Origin of the sequence: Paraburkholderia phenazinium (assembly GCF_900142845.1) — a bacterium.
Classification (GTDB): domain Bacteria; phylum Pseudomonadota; class Gammaproteobacteria; order Burkholderiales; family Burkholderiaceae; genus Paraburkholderia; species Paraburkholderia phenazinium_A.
This window is the reverse complement of sequence record NZ_FSRU01000001.1, coordinates 2,522,217-2,537,992: the sequence shown is the minus strand read 5'-3', so window position 1 is coordinate 2,537,992 and position 15,776 is coordinate 2,522,217. Positions and strand designations below refer to the sequence as shown.

At 64.7% G+C, this 15,776-nt stretch carries 12 protein-coding genes; 9 read left to right on the top strand and 3 right to left on the bottom strand.

Annotated elements, in window-relative coordinates; genetic code table 11:
- Positions 1 to 27 precede the first annotated feature (27 nt).
- Positions 28 to 1,113 (bottom strand): response regulator transcription factor, encoded by a 1,086-nt coding sequence (locus BUS12_RS11005; RefSeq protein WP_083640341.1) that lies wholly within the window; start codon positions 1,111 to 1,113, stop codon positions 28 to 30.
- Positions 1,106 to 4,570 (bottom strand): ATP-binding protein, encoded by a 3,465-nt coding sequence (locus BUS12_RS11000; protein ID WP_253190053.1) that lies wholly within the window; start codon positions 4,568 to 4,570, stop codon positions 1,106 to 1,108. The genes BUS12_RS11005 and BUS12_RS11000 overlap by 8 nt, the downstream gene beginning before the upstream one ends.
- A gap of 334 nt (positions 4,571 to 4,904) precedes the next feature.
- On the opposite strand from BUS12_RS11000, the gene urtA reads away from it, so the two are divergent.
- The 7 genes from urtA to BUS12_RS10965 all read left to right on the top strand — a co-directional run bounded on the left by urtA (position 4,905) and on the right by BUS12_RS10965 (position 11,610).
- Positions 4,905 to 6,170, top strand: a complete 1,266-nt coding sequence (urtA, locus tag BUS12_RS10995) for an urea ABC transporter substrate-binding protein (protein WP_074295724.1) — start codon at positions 4,905 to 4,907, stop codon at positions 6,168 to 6,170.
- Positions 6,171 to 6,225: 55 nt separating this feature from the next.
- Positions 6,226 to 7,143 carry an urea ABC transporter permease subunit UrtB gene (gene urtB / locus BUS12_RS10990; protein WP_074295723.1) on the top strand — a complete coding sequence of 306 codons (918 nt, stop codon included), beginning with the start codon at positions 6,226 to 6,228 and terminating at the stop codon, positions 7,141 to 7,143.
- 96 nt (positions 7,144 to 7,239) lie between these two features.
- Positions 7,240 to 8,412, top strand: coding sequence for an urea ABC transporter permease subunit UrtC (urtC, locus tag BUS12_RS10985; RefSeq protein ID WP_074295722.1), 1,173 nt, complete (start codon positions 7,240 to 7,242; stop codon positions 8,410 to 8,412).
- Positions 8,409 to 9,152: an urea ABC transporter ATP-binding protein UrtD gene (urtD, locus tag BUS12_RS10980; protein ID WP_074295721.1), complete on the top strand. Its 744-nt coding sequence runs from the start codon at positions 8,409 to 8,411 to the stop codon at positions 9,150 to 9,152. The genes urtC and urtD overlap by 4 nt, the downstream gene beginning before the upstream one ends.
- 58 nt (positions 9,153 to 9,210) lie before the next feature.
- The gene (gene urtE, locus BUS12_RS10975; RefSeq protein ID WP_074295720.1) at positions 9,211 to 9,900 is read left to right on the top strand and encodes an urea ABC transporter ATP-binding subunit UrtE; all 690 of its coding nucleotides are present in this window, start codon (positions 9,211 to 9,213) and stop codon (positions 9,898 to 9,900) included.
- 36 nt (positions 9,901 to 9,936) lie between these two features.
- Positions 9,937 to 11,172, top strand: a complete 1,236-nt coding sequence (gene fmdA / locus BUS12_RS10970; protein WP_074295719.1) for a formamidase — start codon at positions 9,937 to 9,939, stop codon at positions 11,170 to 11,172.
- Between the two features lie 108 nt (positions 11,173 to 11,280).
- Complete coding sequence (locus tag BUS12_RS10965) at positions 11,281 to 11,610, top strand: zinc ribbon domain-containing protein (RefSeq protein WP_074295718.1); 330 nt, start codon at positions 11,281 to 11,283, stop codon at positions 11,608 to 11,610.
- 45 nt (positions 11,611 to 11,655) lie between these two features.
- On the opposite strand, the gene BUS12_RS10960 is transcribed toward BUS12_RS10965, so the two are convergent.
- Positions 11,656 to 12,735: a GlxA family transcriptional regulator gene (locus BUS12_RS10960; RefSeq protein WP_074295717.1), complete on the bottom strand. Its 1,080-nt coding sequence runs from the start codon at positions 12,733 to 12,735 to the stop codon at positions 11,656 to 11,658.
- Positions 12,736 to 13,128: 393 nt separating this feature from the next.
- On the opposite strand from BUS12_RS10960, the gene BUS12_RS10955 reads away from it, so the two are divergent.
- Together BUS12_RS10955 and BUS12_RS10950 are read left to right on the top strand one after the other, a co-directional pair.
- Positions 13,129 to 14,514, top strand: coding sequence for an L-serine ammonia-lyase (locus BUS12_RS10955; RefSeq protein ID WP_074295716.1), 1,386 nt, complete (start codon positions 13,129 to 13,131; stop codon positions 14,512 to 14,514).
- A 16-nt stretch (positions 14,515 to 14,530) separates the two neighbouring features.
- Positions 14,531 to 15,775 (top strand): sarcosine oxidase subunit beta family protein, encoded by a 1,245-nt coding sequence (locus BUS12_RS10950; protein WP_074295715.1) that lies wholly within the window; start codon positions 14,531 to 14,533, stop codon positions 15,773 to 15,775.
- Position 15,776: the final 1 nt, after the last annotated feature.

Genomic DNA, 15,776 nt, shown 5'->3' with positions numbered 1-15,776 from the left:
CAGGCGGCTTGCAGAGAGCGAGTCCCTTCAGTACCGCGTACTCGCCTTTGCTGCGATGGCGGCGGCCGCCGCGCGCGTCTCGACATGCAGCTTGCCGAACACATGTTCCAGGTGCTTGTTGACGGTGCGCGGCGCCATCCCCAGGATATCGCCGATATCGCGGTTGGTTTTGCCGCGCGATAGCCACAGCAGGACTTCCGCTTCGCGCGCCGTCAGGCCGAATTGCGCCGCGAGCGCCGTGGTATGCGCGGCATCGTCGAACTCTTCCAGCAGGATCACCCAGTCGCCGCGCGTGGCACGGCCCAGCACGCGCGCGACCCGGCGCACGCCGCCCGCAGCCGTCTCGAACGCGGTTTGCAGATCGCAGCCGGCTTCGATCCAGCGCGTGAGCCACTGAGCCAGCACGGCCGGCAGGCGTGAGCCGGAATCGCTCGGCGGACCCGGCAAGCAAGGGGTGTCGCCCGTCACGCCGCGCGCGCCAATCGCACCGTCCACACCGCCTACACCATCCATATCATCCGCACGGTCCGCACGGTCCGCGTTCGCCACGCCATGCGCATCGCCCGCCGCGTAGCGCGCGAGCCGTTGGCGGGCGAGGTCGCTCTGCCATTGGATCTCGCCGCTCGCCGCGGCGATGAGGGCGGCGCGCATGCCGATCTCGAGCACCATGTCGGCCTGGCGCTGCAGGCGCGAACGCTGCACGTGCGCGGCAATGCGCGCGCTGACCTCGTTCGGTTTCACCGGCTTCGTCACATAGTCGATGCCGCCCACCCGGAAGCCTTGTACGACATGCTCGCTGTCCGTCAACGCGGTCATGAAGATGACCGGCAGATGGCGATTGCGCGGATCGGCCTTGATATGCAGGCAGGTTTCGAAGCCGTCCATACCCGGCATCAGCGCGTCGAGCAGCACGGCGTCGGGCGTGATGCGCGCGAGACGCTGCAGCGCGGATTGTCCGTCGAGCGCAACCAGCACGGCGTAGCCGGCCGCCTGCAGCGTGTCCGACAGCAGCGCGAGATTATCCGGCGTATCGTCGACGATCAGCACCACCGGCTTGCCGTCGGGCAACTCCGGTTGTGTCTCGGGAGGCAGAAGCAGGGATTCGTCATGCATCGGGATTGACCTGCTGGGTAGGCGCGAGCAATTGCGCGAGTTCAGTCAGCCGGAAACGGCTCGCGAGGCTACGCAGCGGTTCGAGCAGCGTAGCGAGTTCGGGCGCGCCGTGTTCGGCGGCGTCCAGTTGTTCGATGAAGCCTTGCACGTAGCCCATTTCCAGTTGGGCGTGCAATTTCTCTTTCAAGCTGGCGGGCAGCTTTGCGGGCACGTCGCTCAAGGGGGCGCCGGTTGCGGGGGGCGCCGGGTCGATAGTCTCGGCAATCCAGTGCAGTTGCAACAGGGCCGCCATTTTGTCGAGCAGCAGTGGGATATGCAGCGGTTTGGCCAGATAGTCGTCGCAACCGGCCGCAGCGCCTTTGTCGCGATCGTCGGCGAAGGCGTTGGCCGAGAGGATCAGGATCGGCGCGCCCGACAACTGGTTGTCGCGAATCAGCCGGCTCGCCTCGAAGCCGTCCATGGCCGGCATGGAAACGTCCATCACGATGAGATCGGCCGCGGCGGTGCCGAGCCATTGCAGCGCCTCCGGTCCGCTGGCGGCTTCGATCACCGTGAAGCCAAGCGGAGCGAGCGTCTGCGTGACGATGCGCCGCTGCTCCGCGAGATCGTCCACCACCAGCACGGTGCGGCGCGCGCCGCTATAGCCCTTCAGATGACGCGGGCTGCTCGCCAGCACCTGCGGCGCACGCACCTCGGGAGCGAACAGCTTGACGATAAAGCGCGTGCCTTTGCCGACCTCGCTCTGCACCTCCAGATTGCCGCCCATCAGTTCCGTCAGCAGACGGCAGATCGTCAGGCCGAGTCCGGCGCCATGGTCGTGCTCGCGCGCGGCGGCGCCCCGCTCGAATGGCAGGAACAGGCGCTCCAGTTCCGCGGCCGGGATGCCGGGACCGGTGTCGGCGATCTCAAACGTGACGGTCTCCCAGGCATAACCGGCGCGCACCTTGACCGAGCCGCGCGAGGTGAAGCGGATTGCGTTGCCGATCAGGTTGATGAGAATCTGCCGGACCCGCTTTTCGTCGATGCGCACCACGTCCGGGATGCGGCCGCTGGTCTGGAAATCGAACTGCAGTCCCTTGTCCGTGGCCTGCGGTTCGAGCATCGCAGACAACTGCGCGACGAACTCCGGCAGTGAATTCTCCGTCACGTTCAACTGCAGTTTGCCCGCCTCGATGCGGGCCACGTCGAGCAGCCCGTCGACAAGCGCCAGCAGATGTTCGCCGCTGCGATAGATGGTCGCCACGGCATTGCGCCGGGCCGGCGGCAGTTCGTCGGTGCCCTGCAGCAGTAGTTGAGCGTAGCCGAGGATACTGTTGAGCGGCGTGCGTAGTTCATGGCTCAGGCCCGTCACATAGCGGCTCTTCGCACGGTTCGCGGATTCGGCGGCGGCGCTCGCGGCCTGGAGTGCCGCGTCGGTCTTGCGGTGGGCCTCGATTTCCTGCATCAGCAACTCCGCCTGCCGCTGCGATTCTTCCTGGGTGACCTTGCGGTTTTCATTGGCGAGCACCAGCCACCAGGCGGCGATGCAGCCCACCAGCGCCAGCGCAAAAAACGCCTTCAGATAGCCCTGCAGCAGCACGTCGTGAACCGTGGTGTCGAGCTCGGGCAGGGTCCGCACGCTCTGGTACCACTGTGCGGCCAGCACGCCGCCGAGCAGCGCCAGCACGACGATCAGCAGACCGGCGTACTGCGCGAGCCGCAGACCGGCCGGCCCCAGTTTGAGGCGCGGAAACAGCGTACGCATCGACTGGCCGAACTGGGCGGGCAGCCGCGCGTGCGGCTTGCAGGAGTCGTTGCAGCGCGAGTCGAGCGAGCAGCACAGCGAGCAGATCGAACCGGCGTAGGCCGGACAGTGCGCCATGTCTTCGCGCTCGAAGGTGTTTTCGCAGATCACGCAGCGCAACACCGCGCCGTGTTCGAGGTCGTGACCGTCGCGGGCCAGATAGAACCGCCCACGCGTGGCGATGGCGAGCAAGGGCGCACAGACAAACGCCACCAGCAGCGCGATAAACGACGACAGCGCTTCGGCGCTCGCGCCGAACAGACCCGCATGGGAGAGTCCGGCGATCGCCGAGGCGATCAGCATGGCGCCCACGCCAACGGGATTGACATCGTAAAGATGCGCCCGCTTGAATTCCACATAGCGCGGGCTATAGCCGAGCGGCTTGTTGATCACGAGGTCGCCGACCACCGCGCCGATCCAGGCAATCGCCACATTCGCATACAGCGCGAGCACTTTGCTGATGGCCTCAAACACGCCCATTTCGACCAGCAGCAGTGCGATCAGCACGTTGAACACGAGCCAGACCACGCGGCCCGGGTGGCTGTGCGTGAGCCGCGCGAAGAAATTCGACCACGCGAGCGAGCCGGCGTACGCGTTGGTGACGTTGATCTTCAACTGCGACACGATCACGAACAGCGTCATCGCGGCGAGCGCGCCTTCGGGCGAGCGGAATACGTAGTGATAGGCCACCAGATACATCTGGGTCGGCTCGACGGCCTTGACCGGATCGATCTCGTGCTGGATCGCGAGGAAGGCGAGGAACGCGCCGCCGAGCATCTTCATCGCACCCGGCACGATCCAGCCGGGGCCCGCCGAGATCAGCGCGACCCACCAGCGAATCCGGTTGGCGTGCGTGCGCGGCGGCAGGAAACGCAGGTAGTCGACCTGTTCGCCGATCTGCACGATCAGCGAAAACACCACCGTGCAGCCGGCTCCGAAGGCGACCAGGTTGAACTCGTGGCCATCGCCCGACAGGCCGCCGAAGGTGACCCACTCAGCCAGCACGTGCGGCTCGCGCCACAGCACCACGGCGTACGGCACGACTAGCAGCACGAGCCACAACGGCTGGGTCCAGCCCTGCAGGCGATTGATGAAGGTGATGCCGAAAGTGACCACGGGAATGATCACCAGCGCGCTGATGATGTAGGCGACCGATAGCGGGATCTTCAGATACAGCTCCAGCGCGAGCGACATGATGGCCGCTTCGAGCGCGAAGAACACGAAGGTGAAGATCGCGTAGATCAGCGAGGTCAGCGTCGAGCCCATATAGCCGAAGCCCGCGCCGCGCGTGAGCAGGTCCATGTCGACGCCGAAGCGTGCCGCGTAGTAGCTGATCGGGATGCCGGTCAAAAAGATCAGGACCGAGACGGCGAGGATCGCGTAGACCGCATTGGTGAACCCGTAGTTGACCACCAGCGCGCCGCCGATCGCCTCCAGCACGAGGAACGACACCGCGCCCATCGCCGTGTTGGCGACGCGGAATTCGGACCAGCGCCGGAACGTGCGCGGCGTGAAGCGCAGCGCGTAGTCCTCGAGCGTTTCGTCGCCCACCCACGCGTTGTAGTCGCGGCGAATCTTGACGATGCGCTGGGTACCGCCGGCCGGTGGGCGCGATGCCCCAGCTTGGGTGGCCGGGCCGGTGGAGCGCGGGGTCTGTGGTTCCGTTTGGTGCATCGGGGCCTTTCGTCGACCGGTTCGGGGGCTAGCCGTGCGGCCATGCAAATTGCATTCCACTCGCGGCCCGGCCTTTGCCTGGCCTTTGCCCGGCCTTTGCCGTTCACGTGCGAAGGGCGGCCGGCGAGCGCGCAGCGGCATGAGTCGAGGCGCTGTGGGTGCGCTGTGGGGGCTGTGTCGGCGCGATTATAAAAAGCGCAATTTCGCCGCGCCCTACGTCAAGTGACGTATTTGGCTGCGCAAATTGGCTACCTACCTTTCGTGGCGTCGATCCCGCCAGCCGGTTACCTGGAATGCCGGCGCGGGTCGCCCGACCACGACCAAGGAGAATTCGATGTCACACGACGATCAGAACGAGCAAGGCATGCCTTCGGCGCTCCGGCGCAAACTCCTGATGGGTCTCGCTGCCGCGCCCGCCCTGGCCATGTCCGGCATCGCACGGGCCCAGCAGTTTCCGACCGCGAAGGTCAACACCACGCACCTTGCCGTGACCGACACCGAAGTGACGGTCGGCCAGTTGCACTCGGCGACCGGCACGATGGCGATCTCCGAAACCGGCTCGATTCAGGCGGAGCGCCTCGCGATCGAGCAGATCAATGCGGCAGGCGGGATTCTCGGCCGCCAGATCAAGATCATTCAGGAAGACGGCGCTTCCGACTGGCCGACGTTCGCCGAAAAGTCGAAGAAGCTGCTCGAGAACGATCACGTGGCCGCCGTGTTCGGCTGCTGGACCTCGGCCTCGCGCAAGGCAGTGCTGCCGATCTTCGAACGCGACAACGGCCTGTTGTACTACCCGACGTTCTACGAAGGACTCGAGCAATCGAAGAACGTGTTCTATACCGGCCAGGAAGCGACCCAGCAGATTCTGTGGGGGTTGAACTGGGCCAACCAGACGAAGAACGCCAAGAGCTTCTTCCTGATCGGCTCCGATTACATCTGGCCGCGCACCTCGAGCAAGATTGCGCGCAAGCATATCGAACAGCATCTGACCGGTTGCAAGGTGGTCGGCGAAGAGTATTACCCGCTCGGCACCACCAACTTCAACTCGCTCATCAACAAGATCAAGATCGCCAAACCCGATTGCATCTACGCGATCATCGTCGGCGGTTCGAATGTGGCGTTCTACAAGCAGCTCAAGGCGGCCGGCATCACAGCGGACAAGCAGTTCCTGCTGACCATCTCGGTGACCGAGGACGAGGTGCTGGGCATCGGCGGCGAAAACGTGGCGGGCTTCTACTCGGCCATGAAGTACTTCGAATCGCTCGACAACGACAACAACAAGAAATTCGTCGCGGCGTTCAAGGCGAAGTACGGACCCAGGTCGGTGATCGGCGACGTCACGCAGGCGGCGTATCTCGGGCCATGGTTGTGGAAAGCGGCGGTGGAGAAGGCCGGCAGCTTCGACGTGGACAAGGTCGTGGCGGCGTCGCCGGGCATCGAATTGAAGACCGCGCCCGAAGGCTACGTGAAGATCCATGCGAATCACCACTTGTGGAGCCGCACGCGCATCGGCGAGGCGCAGGCGGACGGCCAGTTCAAGGTGGTGGCCGAGTCGCCGAATCTGATCGAGCCGAATCCGTTCCCCAAGGGTTACCAGTAAGCCGGGTATCCGTGGCGCGCCACAGCGGCGCGCCGGTCATTTCGAGGAGAGACGCATGTCGGCTTCGGACATTCTTAACATCACGCTGATGCAGGGCTTCGCCGGCTTGAGCCTGTTCAGCGTGCTGCTGCTGATGGGGCTCGGGCTGGCGGTGATTTTCGGCCAGATGGGCGTCATCAACATGGCCCACGGCGAGTTCATGACGATCGGGGCGTACACGATCTACATGTTCTCGCAAGTGGCCGACAACTACTGGCACGGGTTCGCGCCGATCTACTTTCCGCTGGCAATCTGCGCCGCTTTCGCGCTGGCCTTTGCGGCGGGCTGGGTGGCGGAGTGGGCGTTGATCCGCCATCTGTACCGGCGTCCGCTCGACACGCTGCTCGCGACCTGGGGCCTGAGCCTCGGCATGCAGCAGGTGTTCCGCTCGGTGTTCGGCCCGAAGGAGGTCAGCCCGACGCTGCCGGACTGGCTGATGGGTTCGTGGTCGCCGAAGCCGGGCCTCGACATCCCGATCAACGGCCTGTTCGTGATGAGCCTCGCGGTGTTGATGACGGGTGGCGTGCTGCTGGCGCTGTACCGCTCGCGCTGGGGACTGCGGGTACGCGCCACCGTCGCAAACCGGCAGATGGCGAACGCGGCCGGCATCGACACGCGCAAGACCGACCGCTTGACTTTCGCCATCGGCTGCGGGATGGCGGGCGTGGCCGGGGCGGCATTTACCGCGATCGGCTCGACGGGGCCGACCAGCGGTTCGCTCTATATCGTCGATTCGTTTCTGGTGGTGACGTTCGGCGGCGCGGCGAGCCTGCTCGGCACGGTGGCCTCGGCATTCGGCATTGCCCAGATGCAGTCGATCAGCGAGTTCTTCATGACCGGATCGTCGGCGCGCGTGGTGACGCTGCTCACCATCGTCATCGTGCTGATGCTGCGGCCGCAAGGTCTCTTCGCTTCGAAGGTGCGCCGTGCCTGACGCTCCAGACAACGGCCGCTTGCGCGTCCGGCAGCCCCGTCTTTCGACGGCGCCGTCAAGCCGTCCTTTTAATCGATTCAGCCCGGAGAAACGCGTATGGATCCGCTGAACCCTTCCGCCGGCGCGGCTGCTGCGCCACCCAAGACCGATGGCGAGGCCGTTCGCGGCGGCCTGCGGCCCGCGCTGCTGCGCTGGCTGACGAGCGACGGCTACGGCAGCATCGTCGTGCTGGCGCTGCTGATTCTGGTGGTGTTTCCGCTCGCGCTCGATGCGTTCCGCCTCAACCTGATGGGCAAGTATCTGACCTATGCGTTTGTCGCCGTCGGCCTCGTGATGGCGTGGGGCTACGGCGGCGTGCTGAGCCTGGGGCAGGGCGTGTTCTTCGGCCTCGGCGGTTACTGCATGGCGATGTTCCTGAAGCTCGAAGCGTCGGACCCGATCAGCACGAAGATCCAGTCGACGCCTGGCATTCCTGACTTCATGGACTGGAATCAGCTCACTGCGCTGCCGTTCTGGTGGAAGCCGTTTCATTCGCTGCCGTTCGCGCTCGCCGCGGTGGTGGTGGTGCCCTGCGCGCTGGCCTTCGTGGTCAGCTTTGCGATGTTCAAGCGGCGCGTGGGCGGCGTTTACTTCGCGATCATCACCCAGGCGGTGGCGCTGATCCTGTCGGTGCTCATCATCGGCCAGCAAGGCTATACCGGCGGCGTGAACGGCATCACCGACCTGCGCACGCTGCTCGGCTGGGACATTCGCGGCGACGGCGCCAAGCTGGTCCTGTACTTCGCCAACGCGGTCCTGCTGCTGGTGGCGATCCTCTGCTGCCGGCGCATCCAGCGCAGCAAGCTTGGCACCTTGTTGCTCGCCATGCGCGACAAGGAAGACCGGGTGCGCTTCTCGGGCTACGACGTCGCCATGTTCAAGGTTTTCGCGTTTTGCGTCGCCGCCGTGCTGGCCGCTATCGGCGGCGCGATGTTCACGTTGCAGGTCGGCTTCATGTCGCCGTCGTTCGTGGGGATCGTGCCGTCCATCGAGATGGTGATCTACGCGGCGGTGGGCGGACGCATGTCGCTGGTGGGCGCGGTCTATGGCGCGGTGCTCGTCAACCTGGGCAAGACGTGGTTCTCCGAAAGTTTCCCGAACCTGTGGCTGTTTCTGATGGCCGCGCTCTTTATCGGCGTCGTGATGGCGTTTCCGAACGGCCTCGCCGGTCTCTACGACAGTCATGTGAAACCGTGGCTGCTGCGCCGCGGCGCGAGGAGCACACCATGAGCAATACCGATTTCGTCCTGGCCGTGGAAGGGCTGAGCGTCTCGTTCGACGGCTTCAAGGCCATCGATTCGCTGAACCTGTATGTGGACCGTGGTGAACTGCGCGTGGTGATCGGCCCGAACGGCGCGGGCAAGACGACGCTGCTCGATCTGATCTGCGGCAAGACGCGGGCGAGCGAAGGCAGCATCAAGTTCCGCAACGAGGAGATGACGCGGCTGCCGGAATTTCGCCGCGTGCGCAAAGGGATTGGCCGCAAGTTTCAGACGCCGTCGATCTACGAAAACCTCTCCGTGTTCCAGAACCTGGAGGTGTCGTTTCCGCGCGGGCGCGGTGTGTTCGGCGCCCTGGCGTTTCGCCGCACCAGCGACGTGCTCGACCGCGTGCGCAGCGTGGCCGGCGAGATTGGTCTCGCCGGCCAGCTCGACCTCGAAGCCGGCCTGCTCTCGCACGGGCAGAAGCAGTGGCTCGAGATCGGCATGTTGCTGATGCAGGAGCCGGAGCTGTTGATGCTCGACGAACCGATTGCCGGCATGAGCGTGCGCGAGCGCGAGGTGACCGCCGAGTTGCTCAAACGGATCTGCCGGAACCGCTCGATGATCGTGATCGAACACGACATGGCGTTCGTCGAGCAGATCGCTCACAAGGTCACCGTGATGCACCAGGGAAAGATTCTCGCCGAAGGGGCGATGGAGCAGGTGCAAGCGGATCCGCGGGTGATCGATGTCTATCTGGGCCACTGAGTTGGCCAGTTCACCCGCCATTGAATGGGTTGCGGAACCCGCGAACGAGGAGCCCAGCATGTTGAATGTCGACGACGTATTCGTCAGTTATGGCCAGAGCGAGGCGCTGCATGGAATCAGCTTCCAGGCGGCCAGAAACGAAACCGTGGCGATCATGGGGCGCAACGGCATGGGCAAGACCACGCTGTTCAAGTCGCTGATCGGCATCTTGCCGCTCAAAGGCGGCGCGGTGCGCGTGGACGGCGAGGATGTGTCGCGCGACGAGAGTTTCCGGCGCGTTGCCAAAGGCATCGCCTACGTGCCGCAAGGCCGGCAGATTTTCGCCACGCTCACGGTGGAGGAAAACATCCAGACCGGCCTCGAGAACGCACGCGACAAGCGCGTGCCCGAGGAGATCTACGCGCTCTTTCCGGTGCTCTACGAAATGCGCGCCCGCAAGGGCGGCAACCTGTCCGGCGGCCAGCAGCAACAGCTTGCGATTGCCCGTGCGCTTGTCACCGAACCGAAGGTGCTGCTGCTCGACGAGCCGACCGAAGGCATCCAGCCATCGATCATCAAGGACATCGCCAAAGCGCTGAACGAGATCCGCAAGCTGCGCGACATCACGATCGTCGTCTCGGAGCAGGTGCTGAGTTTCGCGCTCGATGTGGCCGACCGGCTGTTCGTCATCGAAGGCGGCCGTCTGGTGCACGAGAGTCCGCGCAGCGCCGCCGACACCGCGAAGATCCGCGAGTACCTGTCGGTGTAAGCCGACCGTCCGTCATTTCCAACAGGAGAGTGTGCAATGGCTGAAACGCTGATCAAGGTCGACCTGAACCAGTCGGCCTACGAAAACGAGAACATCCACAACCGCTGGCATCCGGACATTCCGATGGCCTGCTGGGTCAATCCGGGCGACGACTTCATCCTCGAGACCTACGACTGGACCGGCGGCTTCATCAAGAACAACGACAGTGCCGACGACGTGCGCGACATCGACCTGTCGATCGTGCACTTCCTGAGCGGCCCGGTGGGCGTGAAGGGCGCGGAGCCGGGCGACCTGCTGGTGGTCGATCTGCTCGACATCGGCGCGAAGCAGGAGAGTCAGTGGGGCTTCAACGGCTTCTTCTCGAAGAAAAACGGCGGCGGCTTCCTGACCGATCATTTCCCGCTCGCGCAGAAATCGATCTGGGATTTTCATGGCCTGTACACCAGTTCGCGCCACATTCCGGGCGTCAACTTTGCCGGCCTGATCCATCCGGGACTGATCGGCTGCCTGCCTGACCCGGCCATGCTCGCGACGTGGAACGAGCGCGAAGCGGCCCTCATCGCCACCGATCCGCAGCGCGTGCCCGGCCTCGCCAATCCGCCGTTCGCTTCGACTGCGCATATGGGGCGGCTGAGCGGCGACGCGCATGCCAGGGCCGCTGCCGAGGGCGCCCGCACGGTGCCGCCGCGCGAGCACGGCGGCAACTGCGACATCAAGGACCTGTCGCGCGGTTCGAAGGTGTATTTCCCGGTGTACGTCGACGGCGCGGGGTTGTCGGTGGGTGACCTGCACTTCAGCCAGGGCGACGGCGAAATCACCTTCTGCGGCGCCATCGAGATGGCCGGCTGGGTGCATATGAAGGTCGAGCTGATCAAAGGCGGCATGGCCAAATACGGCATCAGGAACCCGATTTTCAAACCGAGTCCGATTACGCCGAACTACAACGACTACCTGATCTTCGAAGGCATCTCGGTGGACGAGCAGGGCAAGCAGCACTATCTCGACGTGCACATCGCCTACCGGCAAGCCTGTCTGAACGCGATCGAATATCTGACGAAGTTCGGCTACTCGCGGGCGCAGGCCTATTCGATTCTGGGGACCGCGCCGGTGCAAGGGCATATCAGCGGTGTGGTGGACGTGCCGAATGCCTGCGCGACCTTGTGGTTGCCAACCCAGATCTTCGACTTCGATATCCGGCCCACGGCGGCCGGGCCGGTCAGGCATATTGCGGCCGGCGGGGTGGATTTGCCGTTGTCGCCGGATCGGGTTTGAGGGTTTGAGAGTTTGAGAGGGTCTGAGGCGTAGCAGCCGGAGTGCGTTTGCCTCGCGAACGGACTCCGGCGCGGCACATCGATTCAGCGCACCTGAGAGGACAACACCATGCCGACTTACGATTACCGCTGCGACCACTGCGGCCCATTTGCGGCGCTGCGCCGCGTTGCGGACCGCGATACGGTCTGCACGTGCCCCACCTGCGGCAGCGAGGCGCCGCGCACCCTTAGCCTGCCGGCCTTGTCGCTGATGCAGGCGACTACCCGCACCGCTCACCAGGTCAACGAGCGCGCGGCGCATGCGCCGCAGCGCTCGGGCCAGTACCAGCACCGTCATGGACCCGGTTGCGGTTGTGGGGCGAAGGCGACCTCTGGCTCGACGACAGCCGGCGGCCTAAAAACCAATCCCGCGGGCAGGCCGTGGATGATCAGTCATTGACGCTAGCCCTGGCCGCCGCCTCGGGTGGCGAGCCGTGAGCATCGATCAATAAACATCCACGCGCCCCGGAAACGTTTCGTCGAACACCGCCGCATCTTCAGCCGGCACGGCGCCGCGTTGCTCGCGGAACATCACCGGCGGCACGCCGAACTGCTTGCGGAATTCGCGTCCCAGGTGCGAGGCGTCCGAGAAGCCGCAGCTCGACGCGATATCGGCCACCGTGCGATCCGAACTCGTCAGCAGCCATGCGGCGGTCCGCAGACGCACCTGCTTGGCGAAGGCCTGCGGGCTCTTGCTGGTCTCCGCCTTGAAGAGCCGCTCCAGTTGCCGCGGCGACATATCGAGCTTGCAGGCCAGTTCTTCGAGCGGTAGCGAGCGCCCGACGTGCTGTTCCATCAGCAGGATCGCGCGCTTGACCTTGGGATGCGTGGCGGGCTCCAAGCCCGGTGGATGCGGCTGCGGCGCATTGCCCTTCTGCATCTCGCCGACCAGCAGGATGCGCAGCGCCTTCTGCACCGTCGCGTGTTCGAAATGTCTCAGCAGGATCGCGGCGGCCACGTCGATGGAGGCCCGCCCGCCGGAGCAGGTGATGCGCCGCCGGTCGATCACGAACAGGCGGTCGGCAATCAGCGCGTCCGAATTCACGGACGGAAAGCGCTCGACAAAATCCCAGTAGTGAAACCAGCTTACGCAGATGCGATGCTCGTCCAGCACGCCGGCGCGCATCAGCGCAAACACGCCGGTGCAGATGCCGACCAGCGTGGTACTGCCGCGCGCGGCCTGGCGGATGAACTGCAGCGTCTCGTCGTTCGCCTGCGGGCCGGAGTGCAGCAGGCCGCCCACCACCACCACGTAATCGAACGGCTCGGCGTTCTCGAAGGTCTCCCATGGCGTGATCTGGATGCCGCAACTGGCTCGCACGGGCGCCAGCGTGTCGCCGATCACGCTCCACGAGCAGCGCACCGGCTTGCTGTAATCGCCTTCGTCGGCGGACAGCCGCAGCATGTCGACGAAGCCGGAGAACGCCGTCAGCGTGAAATTCGGCAGCAGCACGATGCCGAAACGGATGCGCTCCTTGGGGACGCCGTCGATGGAAGTCAGCGGTAACGAATCTGCGGTTTTCATGGTGCAACGGCGCCAGGGTGCGTCATAGGGGCAAATGGGATTCCAAGGGGCCGGCCGGGGCCAACCACGGCGAAACAACCCGCCAACACGCGCGGGCGCATGCGCGCGACGACCCTAGCGTCGCCGATCCGCGCCGCCCCGACTTGCGCTTTTCCGCCATCAACCATCGCAGAAACGAACGGCCGCCGCGCCTTGTGCCGCGTTGGCGTTGCCGTCCCAGGTCGATGGCGTTTTTGTTCTATCAGCCGATTTTACGCTTTGGTGTACTTGCGCCATGCAGAAAAGTACGTGGAATGCTCCGGAGCGAACGGTCTGCGCCATCCAGGCGGCGATCTCCGATCCGGCGCATCGAACCCTTCGAACCCTTCGCCCCATTACGACCAGGCAGCCCACATGAACGTCAGCGTCTTCGATCTGTTCAAGATCGGCATCGGCCCGTCGAGTTCGCACACGGTCGGCCCGATGATCGCGGCGTGCCGCTTCGCGTCGCATATCGAGGACGCCAACCTGCTCGCCTTCGTGCGGCGCGTCAAGATCGAGCTGTACGGCTCGCTCGGCGCCACCGGCAAGGGCCACGGCACGGACAAGGCGGTACTGCTCGGCCTCGAAGGCCATCTGCCCGATACGATCGACCCGGACCTGATCGAGCCGCGCCTCGCGCAGATTCGTCAGGAGAAGGTGCTGCTGCTGCTCGGCAAGCATCGCGTGCAGTACGAGGAGAAGGAACACCTGTCGTTCTTCCGCAAGCTGATGGCGGGCACCGGCGTGGCTCATCCGAACGGGATGCGCTTTCAGGCCTTCGACGAGAACGGTCAGTTGCTGGTGGAGAAAGAGTATTACTCGGTCGGCGGCGGCTTCGTGGTGAATCGCGAAGGCGATCGGGTCAACGGCGTGCGCGCAGGCGGCGAGGTGCCGTTTCCGTTTCGCACCGGCGACGATCTGATGCGCGTGTGCCGCGACAGCGGACTGTCGATCGCCGAGGTGGCGATGGCGAACGAGTGCGCATCGCGCTCGCGTCAGGAAGTCCGCGACGGCCTGCTGGCGATCTGGCGCACCATGGCCGCCTGCGTCGAGCGCGGCTGCAAGGTGCGCGGCGAGTTGCCCGGCCCGATGCGCGTGAAGCGCCGCGCCGCCGATCTGTCGAGCAACCTGCGCCTGCGCTCGGAAGAATCGTTGCGCGATCCCCTGTCGATGCTCGACTGGGTCAATCTGTACGCGATGGCCGTCAACGAAGAAAACGCCGCCGGTGGCCGGGTCGTGACGGCGCCGACCAACGGCGCGGCCGGTGTGATTCCGGCGGTGCTGCACTACTACGTGAAGTTCGTGCCGGGTTCGAACGACGACGGCATCGTCACCTTCCTGCTGACCGCGGCGGCCATCGGCATCATCTACAAGGAAACCGCCTCGATCTCCGGCGCGGAAGTGGGCTGCCAGGGCGAAGTGGGCGTGGCCTGCTCGATGGCCGCCGCGGCGCTCGCTGCGGTGATGGGCGGCACGCCCACCCAGGTCGAGAACGCGGCTGAGATCGGTATGGAGCACAACCTGGGCATGACCTGCGATCCGGTCGGCGGCCTCGTGCAGATTCCGTGCATCGAGCGCAATGCAATGGGCGCGATCAAGGCGCTGAACGCCTCGCGCATGGCCTTGAAGGGCGACGGCGTGCACTACGTGTCGCTCGACAACGTGATCAAGACGATGCGCGAAACCGGCGCCGATATGAAGACGAAATACAAGGAGACGTCGCGCGGTGGTCTCGCCGTGAACGTCATCGAATGCTAACCAAAGGGTCTGCGACATGAGCCGCTATTCGATATTCAGTTTGTTCCGCAACGGGTTGTCGTATCACGAGAACTGGGAGCGGCAGTGGAGAAGCCCGGAGCCGAAGCGCGAATACGACGTGGTGATCGTCGGCGGCGGCGGTCATGGTCTCGCCACAGCGTATTACCTCGCCAAAGAACACGGTGTGCGCAACATCGCGATCCTCGAGAAAGGCTGGATTGGCGGCGGCAATACCGCGCGCAACACGACCATCGTGCGTTCGAACTACCTGTGGGACGAATCGGCCGCGCTGTATGAGAAGGCCATGAAGCTCTGGGAAGGCCTGTCGCAAGACCTCAACTACAACGTGATGTTCAGCCAGCGCGGCGTGTTGAACCTGGCGCACACGTTGCAGGACGTGCGCGATACCGAGCGTCGTGTGAACGCAAACCGTCTGAACGGGGTGGATGCGGAATTCATCACGCCCGAACAGATCAAGGAAATCGAGCCGACCATCAACCTCAACAGCCGCTATCCGGTGTTGGGCGCGTCGATCCAGCGTCGCGCCGGGGTGGCGCGTCACGATGCGGTGGCGTGGGGTTTTGCGCGCGGTGCGGATCAGCATGGCGTCGACATCATCCAGAACTGCCAGGTCACCGGCATTCGCCGCGAAGGCGGCGCGGTGACCGGTGTCGATACGGTCAAGGGTTTCATCAAGGCGAAGAAAGTGGCCGTGGTGGCCGCGGGCAATACCTCGACGCTGGCCGATATGGCCGGTGTGCGTCTGCCGCTGGAAAGCCATCCGCTGCAGGCGCTGGTGTCCGAGCCGATCAAGCCGGTGGTCAATACCGTGATCATGTCGAACGCGGTGCATGCGTATATCAGCCAGTCCGACAAGGGCGATCTGGTGATTGGCGCGGGTGTCGATCAATACACCGGCTTCGGCCAGCGCGGCAGTTTCAACATCATCGAAGGCACGCTTGAAGCGATTGTCGAAATGTTCCCGGTGTTCTCGCGTGTGCGCATGAACCGGCAGTGGGGCGGCATCGTGGATGTGTCGCCGGACGCGTGTCCGATCATCAGCAAGACCGACGTGAAGGGGCTGTATTTCAACTGCGGCTGGGGCACGGGCGGCTTCAAGGCGACCCCGGGGTCGGGCTGGGTGTTCGCCCACACGATTGCCAACGACGCACCGCATCCGCTGAACGCACCGTTCTCGCTGGACCGGTTCTATACAGGACACCTGATCGACGAACACGGCGCTGCCGCCGTGGCCCACTAAC

What these genes read in the sequence shown, in the direction of transcription:
- BUS12_RS11005 (WP_083640341.1), bottom strand. Translation starts at nt 1,113, where the DNA reads ATGCATGACGAATCCCTGCTTCTGCCTCCCGAGACACAACCGGAGTTG.
- BUS12_RS11000 (WP_253190053.1), bottom strand. Translation starts at nt 4,570, where the DNA reads ATGCACCAAACGGAACCACAGACCCCGCGCTCCACCGGCCCGGCCACC.
- urtA (WP_074295724.1), top strand. Translation starts at nt 4,905, where the DNA reads ATGTCACACGACGATCAGAACGAGCAAGGCATGCCTTCGGCGCTCCGG.
- urtB (WP_074295723.1), top strand. Translation starts at nt 6,226, where the DNA reads ATGTCGGCTTCGGACATTCTTAACATCACGCTGATGCAGGGCTTCGCC.
- urtC (WP_074295722.1), top strand. Translation starts at nt 7,240, where the DNA reads ATGGATCCGCTGAACCCTTCCGCCGGCGCGGCTGCTGCGCCACCCAAG.
- urtD (WP_074295721.1), top strand. Translation starts at nt 8,409, where the DNA reads ATGAGCAATACCGATTTCGTCCTGGCCGTGGAAGGGCTGAGCGTCTCG.
- urtE (WP_074295720.1), top strand. Translation starts at nt 9,211, where the DNA reads ATGTTGAATGTCGACGACGTATTCGTCAGTTATGGCCAGAGCGAGGCG.
- fmdA (WP_074295719.1), top strand. Translation starts at nt 9,937, where the DNA reads ATGGCTGAAACGCTGATCAAGGTCGACCTGAACCAGTCGGCCTACGAA.
- BUS12_RS10965 (WP_074295718.1), top strand. Translation starts at nt 11,281, where the DNA reads ATGCCGACTTACGATTACCGCTGCGACCACTGCGGCCCATTTGCGGCG.
- BUS12_RS10960 (WP_074295717.1), bottom strand. Translation starts at nt 12,735, where the DNA reads ATGAAAACCGCAGATTCGTTACCGCTGACTTCCATCGACGGCGTCCCC.
- BUS12_RS10955 (WP_074295716.1), top strand. Translation starts at nt 13,129, where the DNA reads ATGAACGTCAGCGTCTTCGATCTGTTCAAGATCGGCATCGGCCCGTCG.
- BUS12_RS10950 (WP_074295715.1), top strand. Translation starts at nt 14,531, where the DNA reads ATGAGCCGCTATTCGATATTCAGTTTGTTCCGCAACGGGTTGTCGTAT.